General features: G+C 37.3%; 24 protein-coding genes. 14 read left to right on the forward strand and 10 right to left on the reverse strand.

Annotated features, from left to right (window positions below; all coding sequences use genetic code 11):
* Positions 1–677 precede the first annotated feature (677 nt).
* The 5 genes from ACIQ38_RS14865 (at position 678) to ACIQ38_RS14885 (ending at position 6,557) form a co-directional block, all read left to right on the forward strand.
* Positions 678–1,355, forward strand: coding sequence for a response regulator transcription factor (locus tag ACIQ38_RS14865; RefSeq protein WP_402824477.1), 678 nt, complete (start codon positions 678–680; stop codon positions 1,353–1,355).
* On the forward strand, positions 1,352–2,719 hold the full coding sequence (locus tag ACIQ38_RS14870) for a sensor histidine kinase (protein ID WP_402824480.1): 1,368 nt from the start codon (positions 1,352–1,354) through the stop codon (positions 2,717–2,719). Before ACIQ38_RS14865 ends, ACIQ38_RS14870 begins: the two co-directional genes overlap by 4 nt.
* Before the next feature lie 74 nt (positions 2,720–2,793).
* Complete coding sequence (locus ACIQ38_RS14875; RefSeq protein ID WP_402824483.1) at positions 2,794–4,758, forward strand: MMPL family transporter; 1,965 nt, start codon at positions 2,794–2,796, stop codon at positions 4,756–4,758.
* Positions 4,759–4,760: 2 nt separating this feature from the next.
* Positions 4,761–5,162, forward strand: a complete 402-nt coding sequence (locus ACIQ38_RS14880; RefSeq protein WP_400791071.1) for a hypothetical protein — start codon at positions 4,761–4,763, stop codon at positions 5,160–5,162.
* A 102-nt stretch (positions 5,163–5,264) separates the two neighbouring features.
* Entirely contained in the window at positions 5,265–6,557 is a 1,293-nt protein-coding gene (locus ACIQ38_RS14885; protein ID WP_402824488.1) for an alpha/beta hydrolase, read from the forward strand.
* Between the two features lie 60 nt (positions 6,558–6,617).
* Here ACIQ38_RS14885 and ACIQ38_RS14890 read toward each other — a convergent pair whose 3' ends face one another.
* Both ACIQ38_RS14890 and ACIQ38_RS14895 read right to left on the reverse strand, forming a co-directional pair.
* Positions 6,618–7,520: an EamA family transporter gene (locus tag ACIQ38_RS14890; protein ID WP_402824491.1), complete on the reverse strand. Its 903-nt coding sequence runs from the start codon at positions 7,518–7,520 to the stop codon at positions 6,618–6,620.
* A 12-nt stretch (positions 7,521–7,532) separates the two neighbouring features.
* Positions 7,533–8,105 (reverse strand): GNAT family N-acetyltransferase, encoded by a 573-nt coding sequence (locus ACIQ38_RS14895; protein WP_402824494.1) that lies wholly within the window; start codon positions 8,103–8,105, stop codon positions 7,533–7,535.
* A gap of 175 nt (positions 8,106–8,280) precedes the next feature.
* Here ACIQ38_RS14895 and ACIQ38_RS14900 point away from each other — a divergent pair, with 175 nt between their 5' ends.
* The 7 genes from ACIQ38_RS14900 (at position 8,281) to ACIQ38_RS14930 (ending at position 12,776) form a co-directional block, all read left to right on the forward strand.
* On the forward strand, positions 8,281–8,478 hold the full coding sequence (locus ACIQ38_RS14900; RefSeq protein ID WP_402824497.1) for a PLDc N-terminal domain-containing protein: 198 nt from the start codon (positions 8,281–8,283) through the stop codon (positions 8,476–8,478).
* On the forward strand, positions 8,475–9,380 hold the full coding sequence (locus tag ACIQ38_RS14905) for an ABC transporter ATP-binding protein (RefSeq protein WP_402824500.1): 906 nt from the start codon (positions 8,475–8,477) through the stop codon (positions 9,378–9,380). Before ACIQ38_RS14900 ends, ACIQ38_RS14905 begins: the two co-directional genes overlap by 4 nt.
* The gene (locus tag ACIQ38_RS14910; protein WP_402824503.1) at positions 9,373–10,155 is read left to right on the forward strand and encodes an ABC transporter permease; all 783 of its coding nucleotides are present in this window, start codon (positions 9,373–9,375) and stop codon (positions 10,153–10,155) included. Before ACIQ38_RS14905 ends, ACIQ38_RS14910 begins: the two co-directional genes overlap by 8 nt.
* A gap of 24 nt (positions 10,156–10,179) precedes the next feature.
* Positions 10,180–10,884, forward strand: coding sequence for a CBS domain-containing protein (locus ACIQ38_RS14915; protein ID WP_402824506.1), 705 nt, complete (start codon positions 10,180–10,182; stop codon positions 10,882–10,884).
* A 91-nt stretch (positions 10,885–10,975) separates the two neighbouring features.
* Positions 10,976–11,227, forward strand: a complete 252-nt coding sequence (locus ACIQ38_RS14920; RefSeq protein WP_402824509.1) for a hypothetical protein — start codon at positions 10,976–10,978, stop codon at positions 11,225–11,227.
* A gap of 112 nt (positions 11,228–11,339) precedes the next feature.
* On the forward strand, positions 11,340–11,963 hold the full coding sequence (locus ACIQ38_RS14925) for an NAD(P)-dependent oxidoreductase (RefSeq protein ID WP_402824512.1): 624 nt from the start codon (positions 11,340–11,342) through the stop codon (positions 11,961–11,963).
* Between the two features lie 15 nt (positions 11,964–11,978).
* Complete coding sequence (locus tag ACIQ38_RS14930; protein WP_402824514.1) at positions 11,979–12,776, forward strand: metallophosphoesterase; 798 nt, start codon at positions 11,979–11,981, stop codon at positions 12,774–12,776.
* A gap of 34 nt (positions 12,777–12,810) precedes the next feature.
* On the opposite strand, the gene ACIQ38_RS14935 is transcribed toward ACIQ38_RS14930, so the two are convergent.
* From ACIQ38_RS14935 to putP, 7 genes are all read right to left on the reverse strand, one after another.
* Positions 12,811–12,999: a CsbD family protein gene (locus tag ACIQ38_RS14935; RefSeq protein WP_402824517.1), complete on the reverse strand. Its 189-nt coding sequence runs from the start codon at positions 12,997–12,999 to the stop codon at positions 12,811–12,813.
* 70 nt (positions 13,000–13,069) lie between these two features.
* The gene (locus tag ACIQ38_RS14940; RefSeq protein WP_402824520.1) at positions 13,070–13,816 is read right to left on the reverse strand and encodes a hypothetical protein; all 747 of its coding nucleotides are present in this window, start codon (positions 13,814–13,816) and stop codon (positions 13,070–13,072) included.
* A gap of 2 nt (positions 13,817–13,818) precedes the next feature.
* Positions 13,819–14,346 carry an RNA polymerase sigma factor gene (locus ACIQ38_RS14945; RefSeq protein WP_402824523.1) on the reverse strand — a complete coding sequence of 176 codons (528 nt, stop codon included), beginning with the start codon at positions 14,344–14,346 and terminating at the stop codon, positions 13,819–13,821.
* 106 nt (positions 14,347–14,452) lie between these two features.
* Positions 14,453–15,052, reverse strand: a complete 600-nt coding sequence (locus ACIQ38_RS14950) for a response regulator (RefSeq protein WP_402824526.1) — start codon at positions 15,050–15,052, stop codon at positions 14,453–14,455.
* Positions 15,049–16,185 carry a sensor histidine kinase gene (locus ACIQ38_RS14955; RefSeq protein WP_402824529.1) on the reverse strand — a complete coding sequence of 379 codons (1,137 nt, stop codon included), beginning with the start codon at positions 16,183–16,185 and terminating at the stop codon, positions 15,049–15,051. Before ACIQ38_RS14955 ends, ACIQ38_RS14950 begins: the two co-directional genes overlap by 4 nt.
* Before the next feature lie 74 nt (positions 16,186–16,259).
* Positions 16,260–17,312, reverse strand: a complete 1,053-nt coding sequence (gene desA / locus ACIQ38_RS14960) for a Delta(5) desaturase DesA (RefSeq protein ID WP_402824532.1) — start codon at positions 17,310–17,312, stop codon at positions 16,260–16,262.
* Between the two features lie 844 nt (positions 17,313–18,156).
* Positions 18,157–19,644 (reverse strand): sodium/proline symporter PutP, encoded by a 1,488-nt coding sequence (gene putP / locus ACIQ38_RS14965; RefSeq protein WP_402824535.1) that lies wholly within the window; start codon positions 19,642–19,644, stop codon positions 18,157–18,159.
* Between the two features lie 132 nt (positions 19,645–19,776).
* Here putP and ACIQ38_RS14970 point away from each other — a divergent pair, with 132 nt between their 5' ends.
* Both ACIQ38_RS14970 and ACIQ38_RS14975 read left to right on the forward strand, forming a co-directional pair.
* Entirely contained in the window at positions 19,777–20,943 is a 1,167-nt protein-coding gene (locus tag ACIQ38_RS14970; protein WP_402824538.1) for an exonuclease SbcCD subunit D, read from the forward strand.
* Positions 20,940–24,020: an AAA family ATPase gene (locus tag ACIQ38_RS14975; protein WP_402824541.1), complete on the forward strand. Its 3,081-nt coding sequence runs from the start codon at positions 20,940–20,942 to the stop codon at positions 24,018–24,020. The genes ACIQ38_RS14970 and ACIQ38_RS14975 overlap by 4 nt, the downstream gene beginning before the upstream one ends.
* A 36-nt stretch (positions 24,021–24,056) precedes the next feature.
* On the opposite strand, the gene ACIQ38_RS14980 is transcribed toward ACIQ38_RS14975, so the two are convergent.
* On the reverse strand, positions 24,057–25,364 hold the full coding sequence (locus tag ACIQ38_RS14980) for a M48 family metallopeptidase (RefSeq protein ID WP_402824544.1): 1,308 nt from the start codon (positions 25,362–25,364) through the stop codon (positions 24,057–24,059).
* Positions 25,365–25,781 lie beyond the last annotated feature (417 nt).

Here is a 25,781-nt window from a genome sequence, read left to right on the forward strand (position 1 = left end):
GAGTAGATTTAGTTGCTTTCCACAATCAATTGGTTGCCCTAAGCCATTTACTGGATACACTCCATGAAAAAATTAGCATCACATTTTGTTTTTAGTGAGCAGATACTCAATAAGTAAACAATTTCTATTGATTTTCACTGTAGACGGCGAAGACCAACAGAATGTTGGTCTCGATAGGAGTTACCACACGATGTGGCGCTCTTAGCCTTTGTTCTTCTGGGAGCAAAATGAGCCTTCACAAGGGTGAAGGCTCATCGCTCACCCGGCGGAAAGCGTCCGTCCAGCAGCGAAAATCACAGCGGTCACTAAGACGCACTTTCCCTATTATGTGCAATCATGTAAGTCATTCAATTTATCATTCCCATTTGCTATATCGGACCAAAGGCAGACGCTTTAGCGCTTTTTTTATTTGTAGAATAATTTGACCCTGGCTAAGAAATAATCACTATTAAATATAATGAAATGGGCTATCTATACTTGCTTGCTTATACAATCACCTTGATTGTTCTATTCCATTTATCTCCAAAGTTGTCATTTCATCCAGTAGAAAATATTCATTTGTGTTGCTTTCACTCTCCCTTTTGTTACTTGCTATTAGACAAATTAAGTATTAAGATGTGCATGTTGTCGTGCATTTTTGGGATAGACATTATGTAGATATAAGAGGGGGCTCCAGTATGGTTGTAATATTGGCAGTAGATGATGATATACATACATTAGAGTTAATATCCATTTTTTTATCAAACACTGGATATAGCGTTGTGAAAGCTAGAAATGGAAAAGAAGGGTTAGCTTTAATTGAAAAAGAAATGCCTGACCTTGCAATAGTGGACGTTATGATGCCAGAGATGGATGGTTTGACTTTAACTAAAATTATTCGAGAGCAGTATGACTTTCCTGTTTTATTACTAACAGCAAAAGGCGGCTTAGAAGATAAAGAAAAAGGATATTTAGCAGGATCAGATGATTATTTAGTAAAGCCATTTGAACCGAAAGAATTATTATTCCGCATCCGTGCAATATTAAGAAGATACGATAAAACAAGTGATGCAAATATACAAGTAGGAAATATGTTGATTAATAGAAAGAGCTTTGAGGTACAAATAGGTGAAGAATTACTTGTTTTACCTTTAAAGGAATTTGAATTGCTGACAAAGCTTGCCTCAAAACCAAACCAAGTATTCACTCGTGATCAATTAATCGAAGCTGTTTGGGGAATCGACTTTGAAGGGGAAGAACAAACATTAAGTGTACATATCAAACGAATACGGGAACGTTTAGCTAAAACACCAACTGATGTGCAGATTAAGACGGTTCGGGGAATTGGATATAAATTAGAAGGAACGCATGCATGAAAACTTTATATAGTAAATTTGTTTGGATGACACTTCTTATTATGTTTGCCAGTGGGACCATTGGTTTTATGATTGTAAATACGTTTTACCATCAAAATTTAAAAGAGAAAAATGATGAAAAAAACGTTGAAGTAGCTAGTTCCATAGTAGAGCTTATCGAATCGTCTGATCTAGAGGGCATAAAGCCGCTTCTACAGACAATGGGAGATGCGGGGTACCAAATATACATCGTAAATGAAGATGGCTTAGGGGAGTTCTATGGCGGTGATTTCAGGGTTGGTGAAATGCCTAGTGCTATTGTGAATCGTGTTTTAGATGGTGAGATATATCACGGGATGCGCGAGTTTCCGAAAGAGACGTTTATAACTGGATACTTTTCAAACGAATTAACCAATACGGTCGGGGTTCCATTCACATATGATCAGAAAAAGTATGCACTTTTTCAAAGGCCAAATATAAAATTTCTATTCAATGAAATCCATCTACTATTAGGGGGCCTTGCTGGTGCAATGATTATCATTAGTATTATTGCGATGTTAATCGTTGCTAAGCGGATGATTGATCCTCTCACAAAACTTACGGTTGCAACGAATAAGATTGCAAACGAAGATTTCCAAGTGCCGATTCTAGTAAATCAACGAGACGAAATTGGTCAATTGGCAGATAGCTTCCGAAATATGGTAAGACAATTGGAAGCCAGTGACCGCTATAAAAAAGAGTTCATTGCTAGAGTATCGCATGATTTTCAAACACCACTATTAAATATACAAGGATATGCAGCTTTACTTGAAAATGGAGAGCTAAATGGAAATTACGCAGAAATCATTCGAAAAGAGGCTATGCGTTTATCCGGTTTGATGAAGCAGTTATTATTGTTAACTTCATTTGATCAGGCAAAAACTCGAACGAAAAAGGAACCATTTCAACTGGATGAACAGCTAAAGCAAGTTGTCTTGAAATTTAGATGGCTATTAGACGAAAAAAACATTTCCATCCAATTGCAATTGAAAAAAATAGAGGTACTGGGGGATAAAGAAATGTTGGAATATGTCTGGGAAAATCTCATTTCTAATGCCATTAAATACAATTATTCTCCAGGAGAAATACAAATTGTGATGACCGAAACGTCGGAGTATGTGCAAGTCATCATACAGGACACTGGTATTGGAAACAAAGATACAGACTATGGGCAATGGACAGAACGATTTTACCGAGAGGATGAAGCAAGATCTACTCAAATTGAGGGAAGTGGATTAGGTCTAGCTATTGTAAAAGAAGTCATTCAATCCCATAATGGCATGCTTGCATTTGAAAATGTGGAACCTCATGGAACAAAGGTCAGTATCCAACTGAAGAAGATGTAATAATCTGTTCATCTTCCGTTCACTTTAGACTTGTATAGTTACCCCTGTAAGGAAATTTAAAAGGGGGTAGCGAAATGAAAAACAAGCGTACTTGGCTTATTACTTTAACGAGTTGGTTAGTTATCGTAGGATTACTTTCTTTTCTTGCGCCATCCAGTAAAGAAGTCGCAAGTACATCCAAGAATGCTGGACTTCCGGATACAGCTTTATCCATTCAAGCAGATAAAATAATAAAAGAAAATTTCTCTAATAGTGAGGGGATACCTCTCTTAATAGTTTTTGAAAAAGATAACAGTGCTACAGATGAGGAAATCCAAAGCATTCTCACGTTAATGGAGGATAATTATCCGGGTATACCGGAGTTTTCAAAAATACCTAAAGAACATCGTGATTCATTTGTCTCTGAGGACAAAAAAACATTCTTTATTCCTTTAATTTTAGAAGGGCAATTAGAAAGTAAAGAGATTCATGCACAAGTGAAAGAGATTAAAAAGAACGTCTCTAACATTATCCCTGCAGTTTTTACTATCTATTATACGGGGCCAGCTGGTATAGCAAGCGATACAATTGAGCTGTTTTCACAGGCGGATGTCGTTTTACTTTTAGCAACAGTAGGGATTATTTTTATTCTTTTAATTGTTATTTATCGTTCATTTATCCTTGCAATTATTCCACTGATTGGTGCTGGAATTGTGTACGGGGTAGTGGATAGAGTGATTGGGCTTACTGGTAAGTTCACATCCATTACAATTGAAAACCAGGCCCTATCCATTATGATGATTTTATTGTTTGCGGTCATTACCGATTATTCGCTGCTTCTGTACGCTCGTTATAAAGAAGAGCAGGATATGAAAGTAGCACTAGCTAAAACCCGAGAAACCATTCTATTTAGTGGTGGTACTATTTTAGCAGGAGTAGCAACACTTGCCTTTGCCATATATGAGCCGTATCGTAATTTTGCTCCAGTATTTGCTATTGCAGTAATCATCATGCTAATCGCGGGGCTTACTTTATTGCCAGCTTTGTTTGCAGTTGTGAAAAAACCGAAAAAGAAAGAAAAAACAACGAAACTTTGGGCAAATGCAGGCAATGTAAGTACGAAGAAGCCATGGAAAGTAGCAATCCCGATTGTCCTTCTGCTTGGGATTGGCACATGGCATGCAACGACAATCGTTTATTCATATGATTTACTAGCATCTTTTCCAGCAGAGCTATCTTCTAGAGAAGGCTTTACAAAACTAGGAGAAGCATTTTCAGAAGGGGAAATAGCACCAACGACTATTTTAGTAAAATCAAAAGATAAGAAAGTAATAGCGGGTCTTCAAGAGAAGTTAGAAGAGAGACCACTTGTAAGTCAAGTGCGGCCATCTACTTCAGAAAGCGATAAGTATACGCAGTTTTCCATCATATTAAATGCAAATCCTTATAGCAAGGAAGCTTTGAATGAAGTGGAAACAATTAGAAATGAACTAAAAGATCAACATGTTTTAGTAAGTGGAGAAACAGTGAAACAAGTGGATATCCGGGATATTAATAATAGAGATACATTACTCGTAATGGGGTTAATGACGGTATTGATCGGATTAATGCTTGCTTTCCAAACGAGATCGATTCGGGCATCGTTATTGATGATGTTTTCCATTTTGTTGTCATTCGGAGCGGCTTTAGGATTCTCTACATGGATTTTCGATGTGTTCTTCGGGTATACGTCTTTTAGTTATCGAATACCCCTATACACATTTGTATTTTTAGTAGCACTAGGTGTGGACTACTCGATTATGTTAATGAGTAGGTTGAAAGAAGAACGAAAACAGTATAACGAACTAGCAGCAATTGCGAAAGCGGTTGAAAAAACAGGCAGTGTTATTTCATCGGCAGGTTTAATATTAGCAGCTACATTTGCTGTATTAATATCGCAGCCAGTCATGGAGCTTAAATTATTTGGTTTTGCTGTTGCAGTAGGTGTGTTATTAGATACGTTTATCGTTCGACCATTATTATTACCAGCGTTATTAACGATTACAAAGAGGGGGAAATGAAGATGCAAGAAAGATGGAGTTTACGATTAATACGTGCAGGAGCACTATTTGGGTTACTAGGAGCTTATCTTGGTTCTCATATGGCAGGGGCTGGATCTTATGCACTGCGTCCCATTCATGCCCATATTTTATTGGTTGGATGGTTATCGTTATTTGTATATGGCTTGTTTTATAAATTGTATAAAATTAAATCTCCTAAGCTAGTAGCTGTTCATAGTTGGGCTGCGATTATTGGAGCAGTTGGATTAACATTAGGGATGTATTTACAGTTCATACAGCCATTTAATGTGAATGAGGCAGTTGCGTTAATCGCGTATATAGTAGGTGGAACTATCTTATTAATTAGCTTTGCCATATTTGTATTGGTGACTTTTAAAGTAGAAAAAGGTAGAAGTGCGGTTTAATCTGCGCTTCTTTTTTAATTTAGCCTTAATGGAATTCCCCAATCTTTACTCTCTATCTTACTTTTGTTATATTATATGTATAACAATAGCGGAGGGGTTTGTATGAGAAAATTTGCCTTTGTTTTTTCTTTAGTAGCAATGTTCTTTTTATTACTTACTGCATGTAGCAAGGAAAAAGAGGAGGCACCAGAAATGGGTTCATTGGAAAACATAAAAGGTGTATGGGAAGGTTCGATTAATATTCCTGATCAACCATTACCAATCATCGTTGAATTTGAAGCGGACCAAGGGATGATTAGTATTCCGATACAAGGCCTAAACGATTATCCGCTAACAAATGCGAAGTTAAATGGAGCAGACGTGTTTTTTGATATGAATATTCAAGGTCAAAAGTTAACCTTTGATGGTAAAGTTGAACAAGAAAAGATTATCGGAACCTTTACACAGCAAGGGCAGACTTTTCCTTTTGAATTGGCGAAGGGAAGTAAAGAAGAGGAAGTAGAAGAAAATCGTTTAGTGGAAGTGAAGGTAGAGGGTGGAATGATGTCTGGCCAACTAGAAATTCCTGACGGCCAAGGACCTTTCCCTCTTATGGTCATTATTGCTGGTTCCGGTCCTACTGATCGAAACGGAAACTCAATTGCATTGCCAGGAAAAAACAATAGCTTGAAAATGCTTGCGGAAGATTTAGCGAAAGAAGGCGTAGCAACTATTCGCTACGATAAGCGCGGGGTTGGAAAAAACATGAGTTTAGCGAGCAAAGAAGAAGATTTGCGATTCGATCATTACATTGACGATGCTGCTGCATGGGTTCAACTTGCAAAGGAAGATGCTCGTTTTTCCAACGTAGGAATAATTGGTCATAGTGAAGGTTCTTTAATTGGAATGGTAGCTAGCCAAAAAGCAGATGCGGACGTGTTCATTTCCATTGCTGGTGCTGGAAGACCTATCGATGAGGTACTTCTAGAACAACTCCAAGTACAGCTTCCAGCAAACTTATTGAAAGAATCCACTGAAATTCTTGAGAAGTTAAAACAAGGCGAGCAAGTGAAAACAGTGAGCCCGGAATTGCAAAGTGTATTCCGCCCATCGGTTCAACCATACATGATATCGTGGCTTCAATATGACCCGGCTGAACAATTGCAAAAGCTCAACAATCCAATACTGCTAGTGAATGGGAACACAGATATCCAAGTCCCAGTAAAAGACGCAGAACTTTTGCATGAAGCAAAGAAAGATTCTGAATTACTCATTGTAGATAATATGAATCATATATTGAAAGAAGCACCTGCAGATCGAGAAGGAAATATTGCTACCTATTCCAATCCAGACCTTCCATTAGCGAAAGGTTTAATAGATGGTATAGTCGAATTCTTGGAAGTACATGTGAAGTGATATTTGAATAAAAAAAGAGTCTAAATTCAAATATGATTTAGACTCTTTTTTCCTATTTACTTATGAAGCAGTTTGTCGTTTTTTGTTTCTACGAATTCCAGCGAGCGTCGGAATACACATACCAACTAAGATAACGATAATCCCTAAAACTTGTAACCACGATAATGCTTCACTTAAAACAAGTACCGAAACAATGACGGCTACTGGTAACTCCATCGCACTTAATATAGAAGAAACCGCGCCACCCACTTTTGGTACAGCAATGACGAATAAGTAAATTGGAATAATAATGCCCAGTAACCCAAGAGCTAGTCCGTAAAATAGTAGGGATTCAGTAAATAATTTTCCGTTCCAAATAATTTCAGGGGTTTGGAAAATTGCAATCATTACTGCTGCGATAAATGAAACAAATAGTAGACGAGTCGTTGTGTTCATCCCCTCTACTTGTTTCGTATTGACGTTCATATTCAAAGAGAACGAAACCGCAGCGGCAAATCCGTAAACCCAGCCTCTCCAGTCAATACCACTTAAATCGACATCGAGAACACCAGCAGCTAAAATCGTTCCAACAAATAAAATAATAAGCGAAATTACTTCTGGTCTCGTCGGCAATCTTCTTCTAATAATACAATCGATTAGTGTACCAATCCATGTGAATTGAAACAGCATAACGACTGCTAAAGAAGCGGGCAAGTAAATAAGTGCTTGTCCGTAAACGATTCCTGTTAAACCTGTGAAGATTCCTGCTAATAATATAATTTTACCTCCACCGTATAAACGTGGTAGCTTTCGTTGTGTTACGAGATAGATAATTAAAGCTAAAAGAAAACCTGTAATATATTGACTCGCAACTGCTTCAGAGGCTGTATACCCATCTCCAATTGCAAGTTTCACCATTGTTGATAAAGTCCCATATGAGCTGGCCGCAAAAACGACCATTAGTGGGTAAATCCATGATTTCATAAAATTTCTCCTTTAATCGGGTGTTACTGTTTTTACCATATGATAAAAAGGTTCACCGATAATTGTCCAAGGACATACATTATCAAAACTTAGTCGATTGTACAAGCTAATCGCGGCATATTTTTCCGTTTCTACGTTTAAAGATAGTTTGCCGCCACCGAAGCTCTTTACTAATTGCTCGGCGTAATTTAAAAGCATTGTACCAATACCTTGACCTCGATAAGTAGGGTTCACTACAACCGTATCTACATACCATTCTCCAGGTAATGTTTCGGGGTCTATTTTAACTGCAGTTCCCTTTTTATTAGAAAGATATTCTTCCAAGTTTGCATCGAGAGTAGTAGCCTGCTCAGACGAATAGAACACGAGCACGCCAGCAACTGATCCTTCCATTTCTGCAACATACGTATATAAATAAGAGTGTCGATTATCTGTACGAGTAAACAAATGTTCAAATTCTTGGGTAACTTTTGCTTCTTCTGTTTCTCCTGTTATTTGCATAGCAATATCCCCAATGGCTTCCATGATTAACGGAACAGCTTCCCGTGCATCTTCTTTACGTGCGTTTCGAATAGAAATGTTCATTGTTCATCCACCTTCCCAATGAAATATTATAACAGAAGAAAAGCCGATGCGCCTATGATAGAGGAGTTGTTTTCAATTCTATAATTAATTCAATTTTATAAGGAATAAAAAAATTTGAAACCTTTTTGTTCTATATGTAGTAGAATAGAGGAAGACAAATATAGGAGGGATGACAATGGACTTCGAATCAATACCTTGGATGCTCATATTGCCACTAGTGGTAATCCAACTCATTTTAATACTTGTTGCACTCATTGACTTAATCAGGGTAAGTAATACGAATGGTCCTAAATGGTTGTGGGCGCTGATCATTGTGTTAGGAAATTTAATTGGACCAATTATCTATTTCATCGTAGGGAGACGAAACGAATGAAAACATTATTGCATATACAAGATTTAACAAAACAGTATGGAAAAGAAAAAGCGGTAGACAGTTTAACGTTTTCACTGCTCAAAAATACGTCAACTGCCTTAATCGGACCAAATGGAGCAGGGAAAACAACAACTTTATCTATGCTTGCAGGATTGTTAAAACAAACGACTGGAACCATTGTATTTGATGGAGAAATAACAGAAGATATTCGAAAAGTGATCGGATTCTTACCTCAATATCCTAAGTTCTATTCTTGGATGACTGCGCTTGAATTTACTGAAATGGCAGCAAAGTTAAGTGGTGTTGACCCAAAAATAGCAAAACAGGAAGCTGAAAAAACACTTGAATTTGTAGGACTTGCAGATGTAAAAAACAAAAAAACAGGGACATTTTCTGGGGGCATGAAACAGCGACTAGGTCTTGCACAAGCAATCGTGCATAAACCAGCCTTATTACTTTTAGATGAACCAGTGTCTGCATTAGATCCAATAGGTAGACGAGAAATAATGAATTTACTAAAAAAATTACAAGCGACGACGACCATTTTATATTCGACTCATATTTTAAATGATGCGGAAGAAATGACTGATCAATTAGTTTTTTTACGAAAAGGAAAATTAGTAGAACAAGGTTCCATGCAACAAGTTCGAGAAAAATATGCGAATCCTATGTATAAGATCTATTTCATTTCTACTGAGGAAGCAGCAAAATTTGTGGAAATTTCTCCTTGGCCAGCTAGACAGGAAGATTCCATTGCTTTTATCCATATTGAAGAGGAAAAACCAGTTATGAATGAAGTATTGCGTGTGCTTGCGGATAGTCATTTAAGTTTGTTAAAAGTAGAGCGTGCTACGGCTAGTTTAGAAGAAATCTTTTTACAGGTGGTGAATAAGGATGAATAATTTTTCGGTATTATTTCAAAAAGAGTGGAGAGAAAATGTACGTAATTTTAAAATTCTGTGGATACCGCTCGTATTTTTGCTGTTTGGTATTACGGAACCTTTAACCAATTATTATTTACCACAAATTTTAAATGCAGTAGGGAATATGCCAGAAGGAACTGTTTTTCCATTTCCTGAATTAACGCCAGAACAAATCATCATGGCAACGGTCAGTCAGTACCAGTTTATCGGAATGTTAGTCATCACACTTGGATTTGCAGGCATTATATCTAGGGAACGCAAAAATGGGACGGCAACGTTTTTATATGTGCGACCGATTTCGTACGCGAGCTATGTGTATAGTAAGTTTAGCATAATGTGCATACTAGTGATTGGTAGTGTCATACTTGGATTACTAGCAAATTTATATTATACAAATGTGCTTTTTGGTTCGGTGGAAGTAGGAGCATTTATAGGCTTTCTTGCGACATACATTGTATGGTTATTGTTTGTTGTTAGTATTGTGCTTTTCGCAAGTGCGGCATTTTCGACTGCAATTGCTTCAGTTATTTCGCTTGTACTTGTTTTATTTGTTCAGATTATCGATGCTCTACTTGGAGCTTACTGGACAATTTCTCCGTGGAAAATACCTATGTACGCGGGGTATGTATTAAGTGGGAGCGTAGATAAAACTCCATTTATATGGAGCTTAATCATAACTTTATTAGTGGTTGTTTTATTGCTACTCGGAGCAGTTTATTTGGCTAAAAAAAATATTTCCAAGACAAAAATTTAAAAAAACTAGTATGAGGTGAAAAAAGTGCCAACTCACAATTCTGATCGATTTGTTACAGCATATAATCGAATAGACCAACTCATGAAAGATGTTATCGGTACACAGGAGCATATGGCATTTTTTCGACTGATCGATTATGCGAAAAAAAAGAATGCAGTAATAAGAAAATATGAAGCAGATTTGCGAGAATACGGTGATCTTCGGAATGCAATCATTCATAATCGTACGACCATGGAGTATGCGATTGCCGAACCACATGAAGATGTTGTTCAGAAAATGGAAGAAATAGAAACGGCTTTGAGGACTCCAGTAACAGTCGGCAGCATGTTCCGAACGAATGTTACGATGTTCCAACAAACGGATTCTTTGATTTATGCATTAAAAGTGATAAAAGACAAGAAATATAACCAATTTCCGGTATATGATGGTACGCAGTTTAAAGGGCTAATCACGCCAGTAGGCATTACAATGTGGATGGCTAGCATGGCAGAGTCTAAAGATTTTTCAAGATCGCGGACGACATTAGGGGAAATTCTTGCACATGAAAATGATAGAGAAAACCATCAATTTGTCGCTAAGCAGGAATCCGTTTATGAAGCATTGGAAATTTTCAAGCAAGCGGTTACGAGGGGGCGTCGTTTAGAAGCCCTGCTTATAACTGAAGACGGGAAGCCAAATAACAAACTTATTGGCATTGTTACACCGATGAGTTTGATGAAAATTAAATAATGGAGAAAAACTTTTCCAAAAGTCGTCTTTTCTCTTCCGTTTTCAAGTAAAATGGAAGTGTTACACATTAAAGTAAAAAGGAGGACTAATTTTGGAGCAGTATGAAGAGATTCAACAAAAACAGGCCAGCGATATGTCAGTTGGTGAATGGCTCATTACGATGCTGATTATGATTATCCCAATCGTGAACATCGTTATGCTTTTTATTTGGGCATTCGGAAGTCCAGACAAACGTCGTAATTATGCCCGTGCATCACTTATTTGGATGGCTATTAGTATTGTACTTGTTATTATTTTTTATGGGGCTATTTTTGCATTCTTTTTATCTATGAACTCATACTAAAATGTATTTCCCGGGAAATAACATATTTCGACATGAAAAAGTATCCTTGTAGTTAAATGCAGGGATACTTTTTTACATTTTGTTATAATAATGTGTAAGGAGTGAGGTCAAAATGAAAATTGCTTTGTTTGGAGCTACTGGACGCGTTGGGAGAGAAGTTCTTTTATTACTTTTGAAAAACAATATAGAAGTAACTGTTTTAGTTAGGGATTCGACAAAAGTGCAACCTCATGATAATTTGACCGTCCTACAAGGGGATGCAAGAAATAAGCCAGATATAGAACATACATTAGAAAATGCAGATGCAGTAATAAGTGCCCTTGGAACGGATCAGACAACTGTATTAACAGATTCAATTTCACATATTATTAAAACCATGAAAGAGCGTAATATCCAGCGTATTATAACGATTGGAACAGCGGGAATTTTGAAAAGTAGAGTGGAACCGGAGCTCCTTAGGTATGAATCATCTGAATCTAAACAGAGATCTAAAGTTGCCGCAAAAGAACATCATCGGGTGTTTCATATGTTAAGTGCATCTATGCTCGATTGGACTATTGTTTGTCCAACGTATTTGCCTACAGGTGCTACGACCAATGCCTATATAATCGAAAGAGACAGGCTGCCAATTGGAGCAGTTCGAACGACAACTGGAGATACAGCTTTATTTGCATATAATGAGTTACTCGAGAATAAACATATTGGTTATAGAGTAGGTATTATGAGTCCAGAGTAGTTTAGGAGAAAATAAATGAAAAAATGGTTAGTAGTATTAATTGTCATAGCAATTGCATTATACATAGGGAATTATGGGATTAAAACAACAGAGATTACAGTAGAATCAGATAAAATTCCAACAGCATTTAGTGGTTTGAAAATTGTCCAAATTTCAGATTTACATGATGCAACATTCGGAGAGAGACAAGAAAAGCTTGCGAAAAAAATACGAAACGCTGACCCAGATCTCATTTTTCTGACAGGAGATTTGATAGATAGTAATCGATATGACTTGGAAAATAGTTTAGACATTGTTAGGCAAATTATTTCGCTTGCACCTGTTTACTATGTGACGGGTAATCATGAAATTGCTACAAATGATGTTGAGCATATTAAGAGCTCATTGAAAAATATAGGGGTCGTTGTCTTGTCTAACGAAGAAACGACTATTGAAAAAGATGGAGAGCAGTTACGCATCATAGGTATTGAGGATCCATTGAGTGGAGTGTCAGTTGCAGATGCTCTTAGTACATTTAAAAAAGTAGATAATTATACGTTAATGCTTTCGCATCGTCCGGAAACGTTTCAGGATTATGTAAATAGTGGAGTAAATCTTGTTTTTGCTGGGCATGCGCATGGTGGCCAGTTTCGAATTCCCGGATTAGGAGGACTAGTTGCTCCAGGTCAAGGTTTATTGCCAAAATATACAGCAGGGGTGTATACGGAAAACGAGACCAATATGATTGTTAGTAGGGGTTTAGGAAATAGTGTTATTCCTATACGGGTGTTTAATACACCGGAAATTATTGTTGTTTCATTAAAAGCTACATAACAAAACCCCCTACATTTTTGTAGGGGGTTAGTAACTATCTATCGTCTTTTCTATCCAATCGTTCTTTAAACTTTCCAAACTCTTGTTGAGCTTCGCCTTTTAGTTTATCAAGCTTACCTTCAGCTTGTAACTTTACGTCATCGGTTGCATTACCAAATTGATCTTTTGCTTCACCTTTGACTTTGTTTACAGTACCTTTTAATTTGTCTGATAATCCACTCATGTGTATTCCTCCTCAAATTATGGTTCTGTAATGTATATACCCAATTGAACTAAATATGAAACTGTCTACCTTATTCCACGATCTTAAATTCCTTCAGCATTGCGTAAAATCTTGCTCCATGACCTTCTGCGGCTTCTAAGAAGTACTTTTCTGTAATAACAAAGCTTCCACCGTTTTTATTGTCTATTACATATACGTTTGTAACAGGGCTATCCCATTTTGTACCGTCGTCAATGGCATGCAGTTTATAGCCTTCTACCGGATCGGTTACAGATTCTGTTGGTGTCACTTTAGAATATTCCGAAGTTAGTTCGGCTTCTTTCATAGCGACTATTTCTTCTAGTGCAAGGTCTTTAAATTGTTCAATTCTCATGGAAACTTCCGGATATCTCTCTTCTAAAGGTTCTTTTGTCGTAATAATATCAGCATTTTCTTCTTCTATAAGTTTGTAGCGTTCTTCATCAATGTAAATTACGTATTCTGCATCTTTACCTTCTTGGAGAACAACATCTGCTGGCTCTTCTGTACCTTCAATACTTTGGATAATCTCTTTTTCAGGTACGAACATATCTTTAATTTGTTTAATGAACGCCATTCCCGTGTCAGTTTGTGTGCTAAACAATATAACTACCCCAGCGGCTGCAGCAATAATGATTGGAATAACTTTGGATTTCTTTTTCATTTTTTTCTCCCTCCTGCTTTTTTCTTGAAAAAGCTCTTGATCTAATTGACCCCAAATATCGTCTTTTAACTGATCTATCGAATCCTCTGTATGTTTGAGTATTTCTTTTTTAATTCGTTTATCCATATGATCCATTCTTATTTTCCCTCCATTTCCATCAGGCTAAGTTGTTCTCTTAATAAGTTCCTCCCGTTAAAAAGCCTGGACTTTACGGTATTTTGATTCAGATTGAGAATATCTGCAATTTCTTTTTCTGAAAATCCTTTTATATATTTTAGCAATAGAGGTATACGGTATAAATCCGCCATATGCTGGATAATTCCATATAAATCGCTAACGCCTTCTTTTGAGTGTTCTGTTAGATGTGGGTTGCCCTCCATTAACGAAGTATCGACAGGTATTGTTTTCTTCTCTTTATTTAACAAGCGATTGCATTCATTGACTAAAATACGGTAAAACCAAGCGCCAAAAGAAAGTGTAGGATCGTAAGAAGATATATTGCGATATACACGAATAAAAGCCTCCTGCACGGCATCTTTCGCGAGCTCGTCGTCCCGAGTAATTGCTCTTGCTGTTCGAATGGCATATCCAGCATACTCATCGTAAAGCTTGTGAAATGCCTCTCTATTTCCTTTTATAATTTCTTTCATCAGATCTTCATGCATTGTAACTTGTTCACTCCTTTCACTTATATATACCCTTCTAAGGGGTGAAAAGTTTAGTGGAAATAAAAAAACTGCTTAAAGTAATTACTTTAAGCAGTGAAAACAACTATTTAAACCAACCTTTTTCCTTAAATCGGGCAATTGCTTCAATTCGATTACTAACATCTAATTTATCCAAAATAACCGAAATATAATTGCGAACAGTACCGGTTGTAATATAAAGTTCGCTTGCAATCTCCTTTGTATTTTTTCCGTCTGCGATAAGTTCCAATACTTGGCTTTCTCGCTCTGTTAAAGGATTTTCCCCTTCATAGGCAATATCAACTAGCTCAGGTGCATAAATGCGGCGACCATCCATAATTATACGAATGGAATTGGCCAGTTCTTCACTTGGACTATCTTTCAATAAATAGCCGTTCACTCCAGCTTTACGAGCACGTTCAAAATAACCAGAACGTGCAAAAGTAGTTAAAATAATGACCTTGCAAGGACTATTTTTTAAGTGTTCTGCAGCATCTAAACCACTTTTGATTGGCATTTCAATATCCAGAATGCATATATCGGGTTGCAGCTGTTCGATTAACTCAAGTGCTTCTTCTCCATTGCTTGCTTTACCGACAACTTCCATATCCTCTTCTAAATCTAAGAGAGAACCTAAAGCACCAAGTACCATTCGTTGATCTTCCGCAATGACAATTCGTATCATGTATTTTCCTCCTGATCTATTTGTTGAATGACGATAGGAATGCGTATATGAAGCGTCGTACCATTTTTAGAGTGGATCTCTAAACTACCATTCAAAAAGTCTAACCTTTCTTTTATTCCACGAAGGCCATGCCCTTTTGTCCAATCATTTTTTGTATCAATCCCAGCCCCGTTATCATGCACTTTCAGCAATGTTTCTTTCGCGGACTGTTTAATTAAAATCGAACAAGCAGTAGCACCACTATGTTTGACTATGTTTGTTACTGCTTCTTTTAAGCACATACTCAGTACATTTTCAATAAGTAATGTTGTATTTTTTAGTTCTAATGAGCCACTGATCTTGCATGAAATATTAGCTGCAAGCAGTATTTGCTTAACACGAAAGAGCTCATCCTCTAACTTATTGCCACGCATTCCAGCCACAAGTTCGCGTACTTCTTTCAAAACGGAGCGTGCCGTTTGGTTAATGTCGTTAATCTCGTTTTTAGCAGCTTGCGGATTTTTTTCGATAAGTCTACCTGCTAGATCACTCTTTAACCCGATTAACGCCAGCTTTTGTCCAAGTGTATCATGTAAATCTCGTGCAATTCGTTCTCTTTCCTCGATAATGGTAAATTGAGAGATTCTTTTCTGGGCATCTTCCAGCTGTCCTTCCAACAATTCTCGCTTATTTCGGTTATACGTGTTGAAAGGAAGTAATATTACTCCGATTAAACAAGCGATTAAAAAAGGAAGATGGGATAGAAACAGTTCTGTTTGCTGAAAAAAGCCGATAATGACAGCAACGATAATGGCAACTATATGGATACTATAAATGATAAAAAAACTAATTTTATTTTGTATATGACCAATGAAGAAAGATAAAAAAATTGAAAAGTAAATATAGCCAAACAGGAGTGTCATCGTTACACTAATCGCCATCTCAACAGCCACGCATACATATAAAAGCCAGCCTGTGGAAGTAAATGATAGACGATACGCGATAAAAAATAAGATCGTTAAAGTTAATCCAACGATAATTTCTAGCGGTGTGCTAGATTTAAAAATAAAAAAGAAAGGGAAAATACAAAAAACAACCCATGCATAAATACTTAACCATGGATATTTAGGGAAAATTTGATACCATTTTGGCAACGAATACACCTCACTTTCCTACATTATAAATGAAAAACCATTCCTCGTTACAATGGAATGGTTTTTACAAAAGATTATTTTCCTTCTAGTGTTGCATTTTTAGCGTTTAACTTTACTTTTTGTTTCGATTGTTTGAGTAAATGTTTTATTTCTCTGAAGCTTACAAAGTTTTTATTCGCTTCATCAAATAATCGAAATCGGATAGATTGTAAGCTAGTACGAAGATTGATCGTCGTAGCTTTTTGTAAAGGTGGAGTCGATTCATGTGCTTTTTCTAAGTTATAGTTAGGAACCCTTGGGCTTAAATGGTGCACATGATGAAAGCCGATATTACCAGTTACCCATTGTAAAACCTTTGGTAATTTATAATAAGAACTTCCTTCAACTGCAGCTTTTACATAGTCCCAATCAGCCTCGTCTTCAAAATACGAATCTTCAAACTGATGCTGTACATAAAATAACCAAATACCTAGTGAACCAGCAACGAAGAGAATCGTTCCTTGAATAATGGCAAATGCTTGCCAGCCAATTAACCAAATCATAAGCGCATACAGAACAATGACAGAAATATTGATCAAGTAAGTGTTATTACGTTCTTTCGGACGAGCATCTTTTCGATTAAATCGATTACTTACTAAAAATAATAATGCTGGTCCTAAGCCGAACATTACAATTGGATTTCGATAGAGTCTATAAGAAAGTCGTTTCATCGGCGAAGCTTCAACATATTCATCCACAGTCATCATCCATATATCACCGACACCGCGCTTGTCTAAGTTTCCACTTGTTGCATGGTGGATATTATGCTCACGCTTCCATTTTTCGTAGGCAAATAATGTAATAATTCCTATAATTGTACCAGTAATATTATTTGCTTTTTTATTTCTAAAGAAAGACCCATGCGTACAATCATGGAAAATAATAAAGACACGAACGACAAACCCTCCAGCAATTACTGACAAAGCAACTGTTAGCCAAACAGAAATATCTAAACTTAAGTAGGCTAAAAACCAAACGATAAAAAATGGTGGAATCGTATTAATAAGTTGAACAATACTCTTTTTCAACTCCGAATTTTCAAAGGGCTTTACATTTTTGCGTAATTCAAGTGTTTTTTCTCTGCTCACTAGTATTCCTCCTATAAGAGAATTATTACCCTAACTATAAAGGCGTTCTGTTATTAGGAGTAGGCATAAACGTCAAGTCTTAAGTATGACAAGTGTCATATAGGCACAAAGCAAGTAGACACTATAGGTATAATGCGTCGTAGTGAATTGTCTGAAGTGTCCGCAGGGATTTTCGCAGCAGGACGGACGCTTTCCGTGGGGTGAGTGATGAGCCTTCATCCTTGTGAAGGCTCATTTTACTCCCAGAAGAACAAAGGCTAAGAGCGCCACATCGTGTGGTAACACCTTCAAGACCAACATTCTGTTGGTCTTGATAGGAGTCGCCGTCTACAGTGAAAATCAATAGAAATTGTTTACTTATTGAGTATCAGCTCGCTAAAAATAAAATGTGATGCTAATTTTTTCATGGAGTGTATCCAGTAAATGGCTTAGGGCAACCAATTGATTATGGAAAGCAACTAAATCTACTCCGAAAGCAACCAAAATAGGCGTGAGATCAACTAAATTGTATATGAAAGCAACCAACTCTTATAACAACAAGTTTACTTTTAGTGAGACGACGATGGCTGTGACTCATTTTTGTCAATGTTGCGCATTTTTTATTGGGTAAACTTCTCCAGATAATTAGCTCGGATATATTTGCCGCAGTGTGTCGGGCCGCATGAGTCATAAGACACTCGTGTGAAACACGAGTTGGCGCATGCAAGATGCGGCAAGCGCGAAGGCTAGCGGATACCTTGCGACGCATGATCTCTGTTAAGTGCAGCATATCCGATATCATCCCTCGGTTTCCGCAATATATAAAAAAGCTGACCGAATTAATCGGCCAGCTTGCTACTTATTGTTATTTTCGTTCTTCTTTCAACAAACGTAAAGTTTCATCAAATTCTTTTTCAATTTCAGGATTTGGTTTGTATGTCATTAAGCTGACAACAACCGTTACGATTAACGATAACACGAAACCAGGAACGATTTCGTATAATGTACCTGAAAGAGCATCTACTGAGCCCCAAACTACAACAACTATCGCTCCTACAACCATACCCCATAGCGCGCCTGTTGAAGTAATTTTTCTCCAGTAAAGAGAAAGTAAAATAACTGGACCAAATGATGCACCGAAACCTGCCCAAGCAAAGGATACAAGTTTCAAGATTGTTTCATTTTCGCCCCATGCAAGAATCGCCGCAACAATAGAGACGAAAAGAACGGCAAGACGTCCGTAATTGACGTATGTTCGATCAGACGCATCCGTTTTAATAATCGCTTTGTATAAATCTTCTATCAGTGCAGAAGATGTAACGATTAATTGAGAAGAAATCGTACTCATAACAGCTGCTAAAACGGCTGCTAGTATAAGACCGGCGATAAATGGGTGGAAAATAATTTGTCCAAGTGCGATGAATACCGCCTCTGGACTCGTTAAAGTCATATCCGGGTTTTGTTGATAGTAGGCAACTCCAACTAATGCTGTAGCAATTGCACCGACTAAACTTAAAATCATCCACCCAATCCCGATACGACGTGCTTGTTTCGTTTCTTTGACAGACTTTATCGCCATGAAACGAACGATAATATGAGGTTGACCAAAGTAACCAAGACCCCATGCTACTGTAGAAATAATTCCTAATACTGTAGTTCCTGCAAAAAGGCTTAAATGTGTTGGGTTTACTGTTTTAATAGATTCTACTGTTTCCCCAAGACCACCTGTCAAAAATAATCCGAAGATAGGTACGCAAATGAGTGCTAAGAACATAAGTAAACCTTGTAGGAAATCCGTATAACTTACTGCTAAAAACCCTCCAAAAAGTGTGTAAGCAACAACAACAGCTGAAACAATTAGCAGACCAGCATGATAGTCAAGTCCAAATGAGCTTTCAAAGAAAACCCCTCCTGCTACCATTCCAGAAGATACATAAAACGTAAAGAATAATAAAATAATGAGACCTGATGCAACGCGTAGTAAACGAGATGATTGCTTTAAACGACTTTCTAAATAGCTCGGAATCGTAATAGAATCATTTGATACTTGTGTGTATACACGAAGTCTTGGTGCAACATATAACCAGTTTAAATAGGCACCGATTGTAAGACCGATAGCAATCCAAGCTTCTCCCATACCTGTTAGATAAATTGCTCCTGGTAGTCCCATTAATAACCAACCAGACATATCTGCAGCACCTGCACTTAAAGCAGTTACAGCAGGACCCAGTGAACGACCACCAAGCATATAATCTGTTAAATTGGCTGTTTTTTTATACGAATACCAGCCGATAACTAGCATTGCAACCATATAAATAATTATGGCCGTAAGTTGATAAGCTTCTGATGACATAAACATCCTCCTCCCACAAACATAATACCATGTCAAGCAATAAGGTGCACTGAATTTTTTGATGATTCCATATTTTACAAGAGATTTCATCTGTTAAAATAAATATAGTGAATATCGAAAGGAGACTTTTCAATGAAATTTTTTCATACAGCGGACTGGCACTTAGGGAAACTAGTGCAAGGTGTATATATGACGGAAGAACAACGATTTGTATTAAATCAGTTTTTAGAAGAGATAGATAAAGAAAAACCGGATGCGGTTGTTATCGCAGGAGATTTATATGATCGTGCCGTACCACCTACCGAGGCAGTAAACTTACTAGATGATATACTTGCTGAAATCATTTTAAAACGACATACTCCTGTGCTCAGTATTGCAGGAAACCATGATAGCCCCGGCCGCTTGAACTTTGGAAGTAAACTGTTGAAAGAAGCAGGTTTACATATAGTTGGTCAATTAACGAAGGAGCCAAAAGCGGTCATATTAAATGATGAGTATGGAGAAGTACATTTTCATTTGATCCCCTACGCAGACCCATCTTTAGTGCGCCATGTATTGGAGAATGAATCTGTGACAAGCCATCAAACTGCGATGAAGGCAATTATAGAAACAATCGAAAAACAATTTGATCCTACGAAAAGACATGTTTTCGTAGGACATGCATTTGTAACACCTCATGGGCAGGAAGAAGAAAATACAAGTGAATCAGAGCGGCCACTTGCAATAGGTGGAGCAGAGTATGTAGGTGCAGCTCTTTTTAAAAACTTTCAATATACAGCACTTGGTCATCTTCACCAGGCACATTATGTATTAAATGAGACGATTCAATATGCGGGTTCTCCTTTAAAATACTCGATTTCTGAAGAGCATCATAAAAAAGGTTTCTTTATTGTGGAATTGGATGAAGAAGGCAATGCCACGGTCGAAAAAAGGTTATTAACTCCGAAACGTGATATGCGAACGATAGAAGGGTATATGCAAGACATTTTACAACAGCCGATAAGTGAGGACTTCGTATTTGTAAAACTGCTCGATGAAACACCGATTTTATCCCCAATGGAACAAATTCGTACGGTTTATCCGAATGCAATGCATGTCGAAAGAAAAATACTTCGCCAACATAATAATTCCGCAGAAAGTGACACGACGCCTCGAAGAAAAATGGATGATTTTACGCTATTTCAATCATTTTATGAGGAAGTGAGTGGGAAAATACCTACGGAAGAAACAGAAGCGTTATTTAAAGAAGTATTAGGACAAACGATCATAGAAGAACGGGAAGGAGGAAGTGAGGCATGAAGCCACTTCAACTGAAAATGACCGCTTTTGGTCCATATAAATTTACCGAGACAATCGACTTTACAGAGTTAAAGGATAATCGACTTTTTGTTATTTCTGGCGCCACGGGAGCTGGAAAAACGACTATATTTGATGGGATTTGTTTTGCATTATACGGCTCTGGAAGTGGCGAAGATAGACGTGACACGAAAATGATGCGAAGCGATTTTGCTACAGATGATACGCATACAGCTGTAGAGTTAGTTTTTGAAATACATCACCGAAAGTACCGCATTTTACGACAGCTTCCACATGTGAAAAAAGGAAATAAAGGTGCGACAGGTGAACGATACGAATTTTTTGAAGTAATGGAAACAGGAGAGTCTCCAGCAGTCGAAAGACAAATCGTTTCCGAGATCAATAAAAAAGTAGAAGAAATAATTGGACTAACACTAGACCAATTCAGTCAAATCGTCATGCTTCCGCAAGGGGAATTTAGAAAACTACTTACTTCTACAACAGAAAACAAAGAAGCAATTTTGCGTAAAATATTCAAAACAGAACCGTATAAAAGGATAAGCGAGAAACTAAAAGATAAAAAGCTAGTTGCAGAAGCAGAACTTAAAAAAGAAGAACAAACGAGAAATGGATACACAGAGCAAATCTTAGCCTCCTTTCCAGTGCGGGAATCTAGTGTTTTTGAATTGATTGAATCGAGCAGTTTTAACACTTATCAATTAGTTGAAGCGTTGAAAGAAGAAACAAACTATTATAAAGAAAAGATTCAATTGGACGAGTCGACATATAAAGAGGCGTATACTCAACACGCAACAAAACAAACTGCTTACTATGAAGCAAAAGCCGTAAACGAGCGATTCCAAGAGTTAGAAGCAAAGGAGCAGCAACTAGATAGCTTAAAAGGACAATCTAAAGAATACGATGCTAAACAACATCAACTAGAAGCAGCTGAACGTGCAACCACGATAGAAGCAATTGAAACTTACTATACCGATTTACAACTAGAAGTGAATGAAAAACAGAAGTTGTTGGAAGTGGCACATAAAGAAAAGACTGTCGCTGAAGAAACGTTAAAAAAAGTAGAAGTAGCGTACACAAACGAGGCAAATAAAAAAGAAAGTCGTGAAAAAAGTGTAGAAACACTTCTTCAACTTAACGGTTTACTACCTTTATTTGAAGAACTTGAAACGAAAAGAAAAGAAATGCTTCAGCTTGAAAAAAGTACAGCAATGTTAAAAAATCAATTGGACGAGAAATCCGAACAATTCTTTAAAGAAAAAGAATTAAGTGCAGAACAAAAAGAAGAAATAGACAAGCTAGAAGAGTTAGTGGAGCCACTCGACACAAAAGTACAGGAGCTATCCACCATACAAGCACAACACACAGTGCTTCAAGAATACGTTTTGAACGAAGAAGAACGAAATGCCTTTACAGTGGAAGAAACGCAACAGCAAAATATTTTCGATCAGATGAAAGAAGCATATGTTGCAGAAGAACAAAAATGGATGAGTAACCAAGCAGCTATTCTAGCATCTAAACTAGTATCTGGTGAACCTTGCCCAGTTTGCGGAAGTAAAGAACACGATATGTTAAAGGTGGATGCACACGAACAATCTATGAATGAAGAAGCATTACAACTATTAAAAGAACGATTGGCTAAACAGGAAAGGAAACTGTTAACAACTCGTGCCAAAAAAGAAGCTTCAGATAAACAATTGCAAAGACTTACTGAACGTTTAGAGGAAATGCAAGTAGATATTCTCCAAGTAGACCAATTGCAGGAGGATGTAGAGAAGTTACAATTAGAAGTAAACGGACTCCGGTCAGAAAAAAAGAAGCTTTCTTTGTTGAAACAACCTTATAAAGACTTGCTAGCAAAAGTAGAAAAATTGGAGCAAGAAAAAGTACAATTAGAGACAAACTATCAACAACAAAACAATCTATTAGAACAAGCAAGAGCTGTATATGCATCAAACAAATCATCCATACCAGCTTCTATTCCTAGTTTACAGGAGCTCCAAGTTCAATTGACGGCTGCTAAAAAACAAAAAGAAGCATTAGAACAAGCATGGGAAGAAGCACAAAAAATGCTACAAGCTGCACTAGATACGCGCACAAAAGCAGTTTTAACGCTGGAACATGCGGAAACAACTGAAAAAGAAACAAAAGAAAAACGAAATAAAGCGGATAAAAATTTCCAAGAAGCATTAATAAAAGCATCTTTTGAATCGATAGAAGCATATAGAGCAGCAAAGTTATCAGAAAGAGATCGCACTACGCTAAAAGAGCAATGCACCGAATACAAACAAACACTTCATACATTAATAGAACAGGTAAAAGAAGGCAGGCAACAATTGGCTTCGAAAGAAAAAGTAGAGTTAGTACCACTAGAAGAAGAACTCCTTCAGTTAAAAGATACGTATGAGCAAGCTTTAACTGCATTAAATAGTACAAAAGAATTTGAAAAAGCAGGTCGAATATTGGAGGATAAAATTGCAGCTACAAGCGAAAGGATTGCAACTTTGGAGCAAGAGGTTCACCGCATTATCGATTTGTATGACATGCTCCGCGGACAAAATCATTTAAAGATTTCGTTCGAGCGCTATGTGCAAATTGAGTATTTAGAGCAAATTGTTGCTGCTGCAAACGAGCGGTTAAAGCATATGTCGAATGGCCAATTCCAATTACTTCGAAGTGAACGACAAGAAACACATGGTAAACAAAGCGGGCTTGGATTGGATGTATACGATGCATACACAGGTCAAACAAGAGATGTTAAAACACTTTCAGGTGGCGAAAAATTCAATGCATCTCTATGCCTAGCACTTGGAATGGCTGATGTCATTCAAAGTTTCCAAGGAAGTATTCGAATCGATACGATGTTTATCGATGAAGGCTTTGGCTCGCTTGATGAAGAGTCATTGAACAAAGCGATCGATACTTTAATTGATTTACAAAAATCAGGTCGCATGATTGGCGTTATTTCACATGTTACCGAGCTAAAAGCATCTATGCCGGCTATTTTAGAAGTGGAGAAAGTCAAAGAAGGTTATAGTAGAACGAAATTTGTTCTTAAATAGGAAAAGGTGAGTCTACTTACAAGACTCACCTTTTTGTTATTTTCTTTCCACTATTTCTAAGAAATCTACTATGCTAGTCACACCTAGCATATCGTAAGCAGAGTAGCCTTGTGGACCCTTGTTTGTTGGTTTGGCACCAAACGAATATAGAAGGTAAGCCATTTCCAAGTTTTCAATTTCCAATGAAGCCGTTATCGCATTTGTGTAATCATCCATTGTATTTGGATTAGCACCTGCAATCAATAATATTTCTGCTATTTCTATATTGTCGCCGTAAACGGCATAATGAAGGGCGGTAGTCCCCTCCGAATCCTTCTCTTCTAAATCAACATTGCTAGCCACCAGTTCACTAACTGTTTGCTCATCCCCATTCGAAACAGCTTCCATTAGAGGGGTTAATGTCAATGAATAATCAGTACTTAAATAATCCTCTTCGGTAGAAGATTCATCAAATATGCTTCCAGAAAATAAGCTGGCATACGTAAACGTTCCTGCTGCAAAAAGTCCAATAACCCCTAAATAACCAACAAAGAAAATTCCGAAGAAAGCACCGATACCAAGAGCAATCTTCGTTGAGTTGGAGTAATAAGTAGGTGTTCCTGCCACTTGCATAAATGTCCCAACAGCTTGAATTCGTTTAGGCAACAGAGGGTGACTGGATAATACTTCGCTCAACCATACGGCAACATTTGATTCTGTATGAATTTGTTCTAGATATGCATCCTCGTTTACTTCCGAATATAATTTTTTTCCAACTCCAAGAATAGTAAGTGCTCGTTTAGCAGCTTCTCCATTTTGTATATAGTAAGCGGCTTCCCGGTCACAAGTGTATTCACATGATCGACTATATGCCTGAGAAAGAAAAGGGATAAACTGTGCTGGCATAATCAAAATGTTCTTCCATACATGTCTTCTTTTAACATGAGCAAGTTCGTGAGCAATGATAAAGTCTAGCTCTGCCTCTCCTTGTTCTCTAGCAAGCTCAAATACTTCCGAATAAATGACAACCATATTTCTCCCTAGAAATCTTGTAGCAAATGCATTAAACGCACCTTCCGAATGAATAACGAACACATCAGGTACTTTTTTTAGATTCATCTCAGTGGCTAAAGAAACTACCCGTTCATAAACGTCTGGAAACTGCTTTTCACTAATGCGTATTCCATTTCCACGAATAGAGCCTAGCATAATGGCATTGGCGTAGAGTAACAAACCAAATAGTACTAATAAAATTGCGATTCCAAACAAAGAGACGATTGCAAGTATGTATAATAGCAAACTGAAGATGATACTTAAAACAAAATATGGAATTTCCCTACTCGACATTAACTCCTTTGATGACAAATGTATTCCCTCCCTTTAAATATTAATAAATTTACCAAATTTTTCTTAACTAGTCAATTTCAATTATTATGAAAATGATAAAATTACAAATTCTTTACATAAAAGAGGGACTGCACTTTTCTCACTGCTTAGGAAACGACAGAATTTAGAAATGTTGATAATTGTTCTTTAAATATTATAAGGAAAGACATTTTTTATTGTTCGAGATATAGGGATAGTGCGTCGTAAAGCCCTATTAGGTGGCCGCTAAGATTTTCGCTGCAATCGTACGCTTTCCGCCGGGTAAGCGATGAGCCATCCCCGCCGCTTAGGCGTACGTTGGGATGGCTCATTTTGCTCAGTCAGAGGAACAAAGGCTAAGAACGCCACATCGTGTGGCAACGCCTTCGTAACCAACATCCTGTTGGCCTCGGCTGG

The organism is Psychrobacillus sp. NPDC096389, assembly GCF_044762855.1.
Taxonomy (GTDB): Bacteria; Bacillota; Bacilli; order Bacillales_A; family Planococcaceae; genus Psychrobacillus.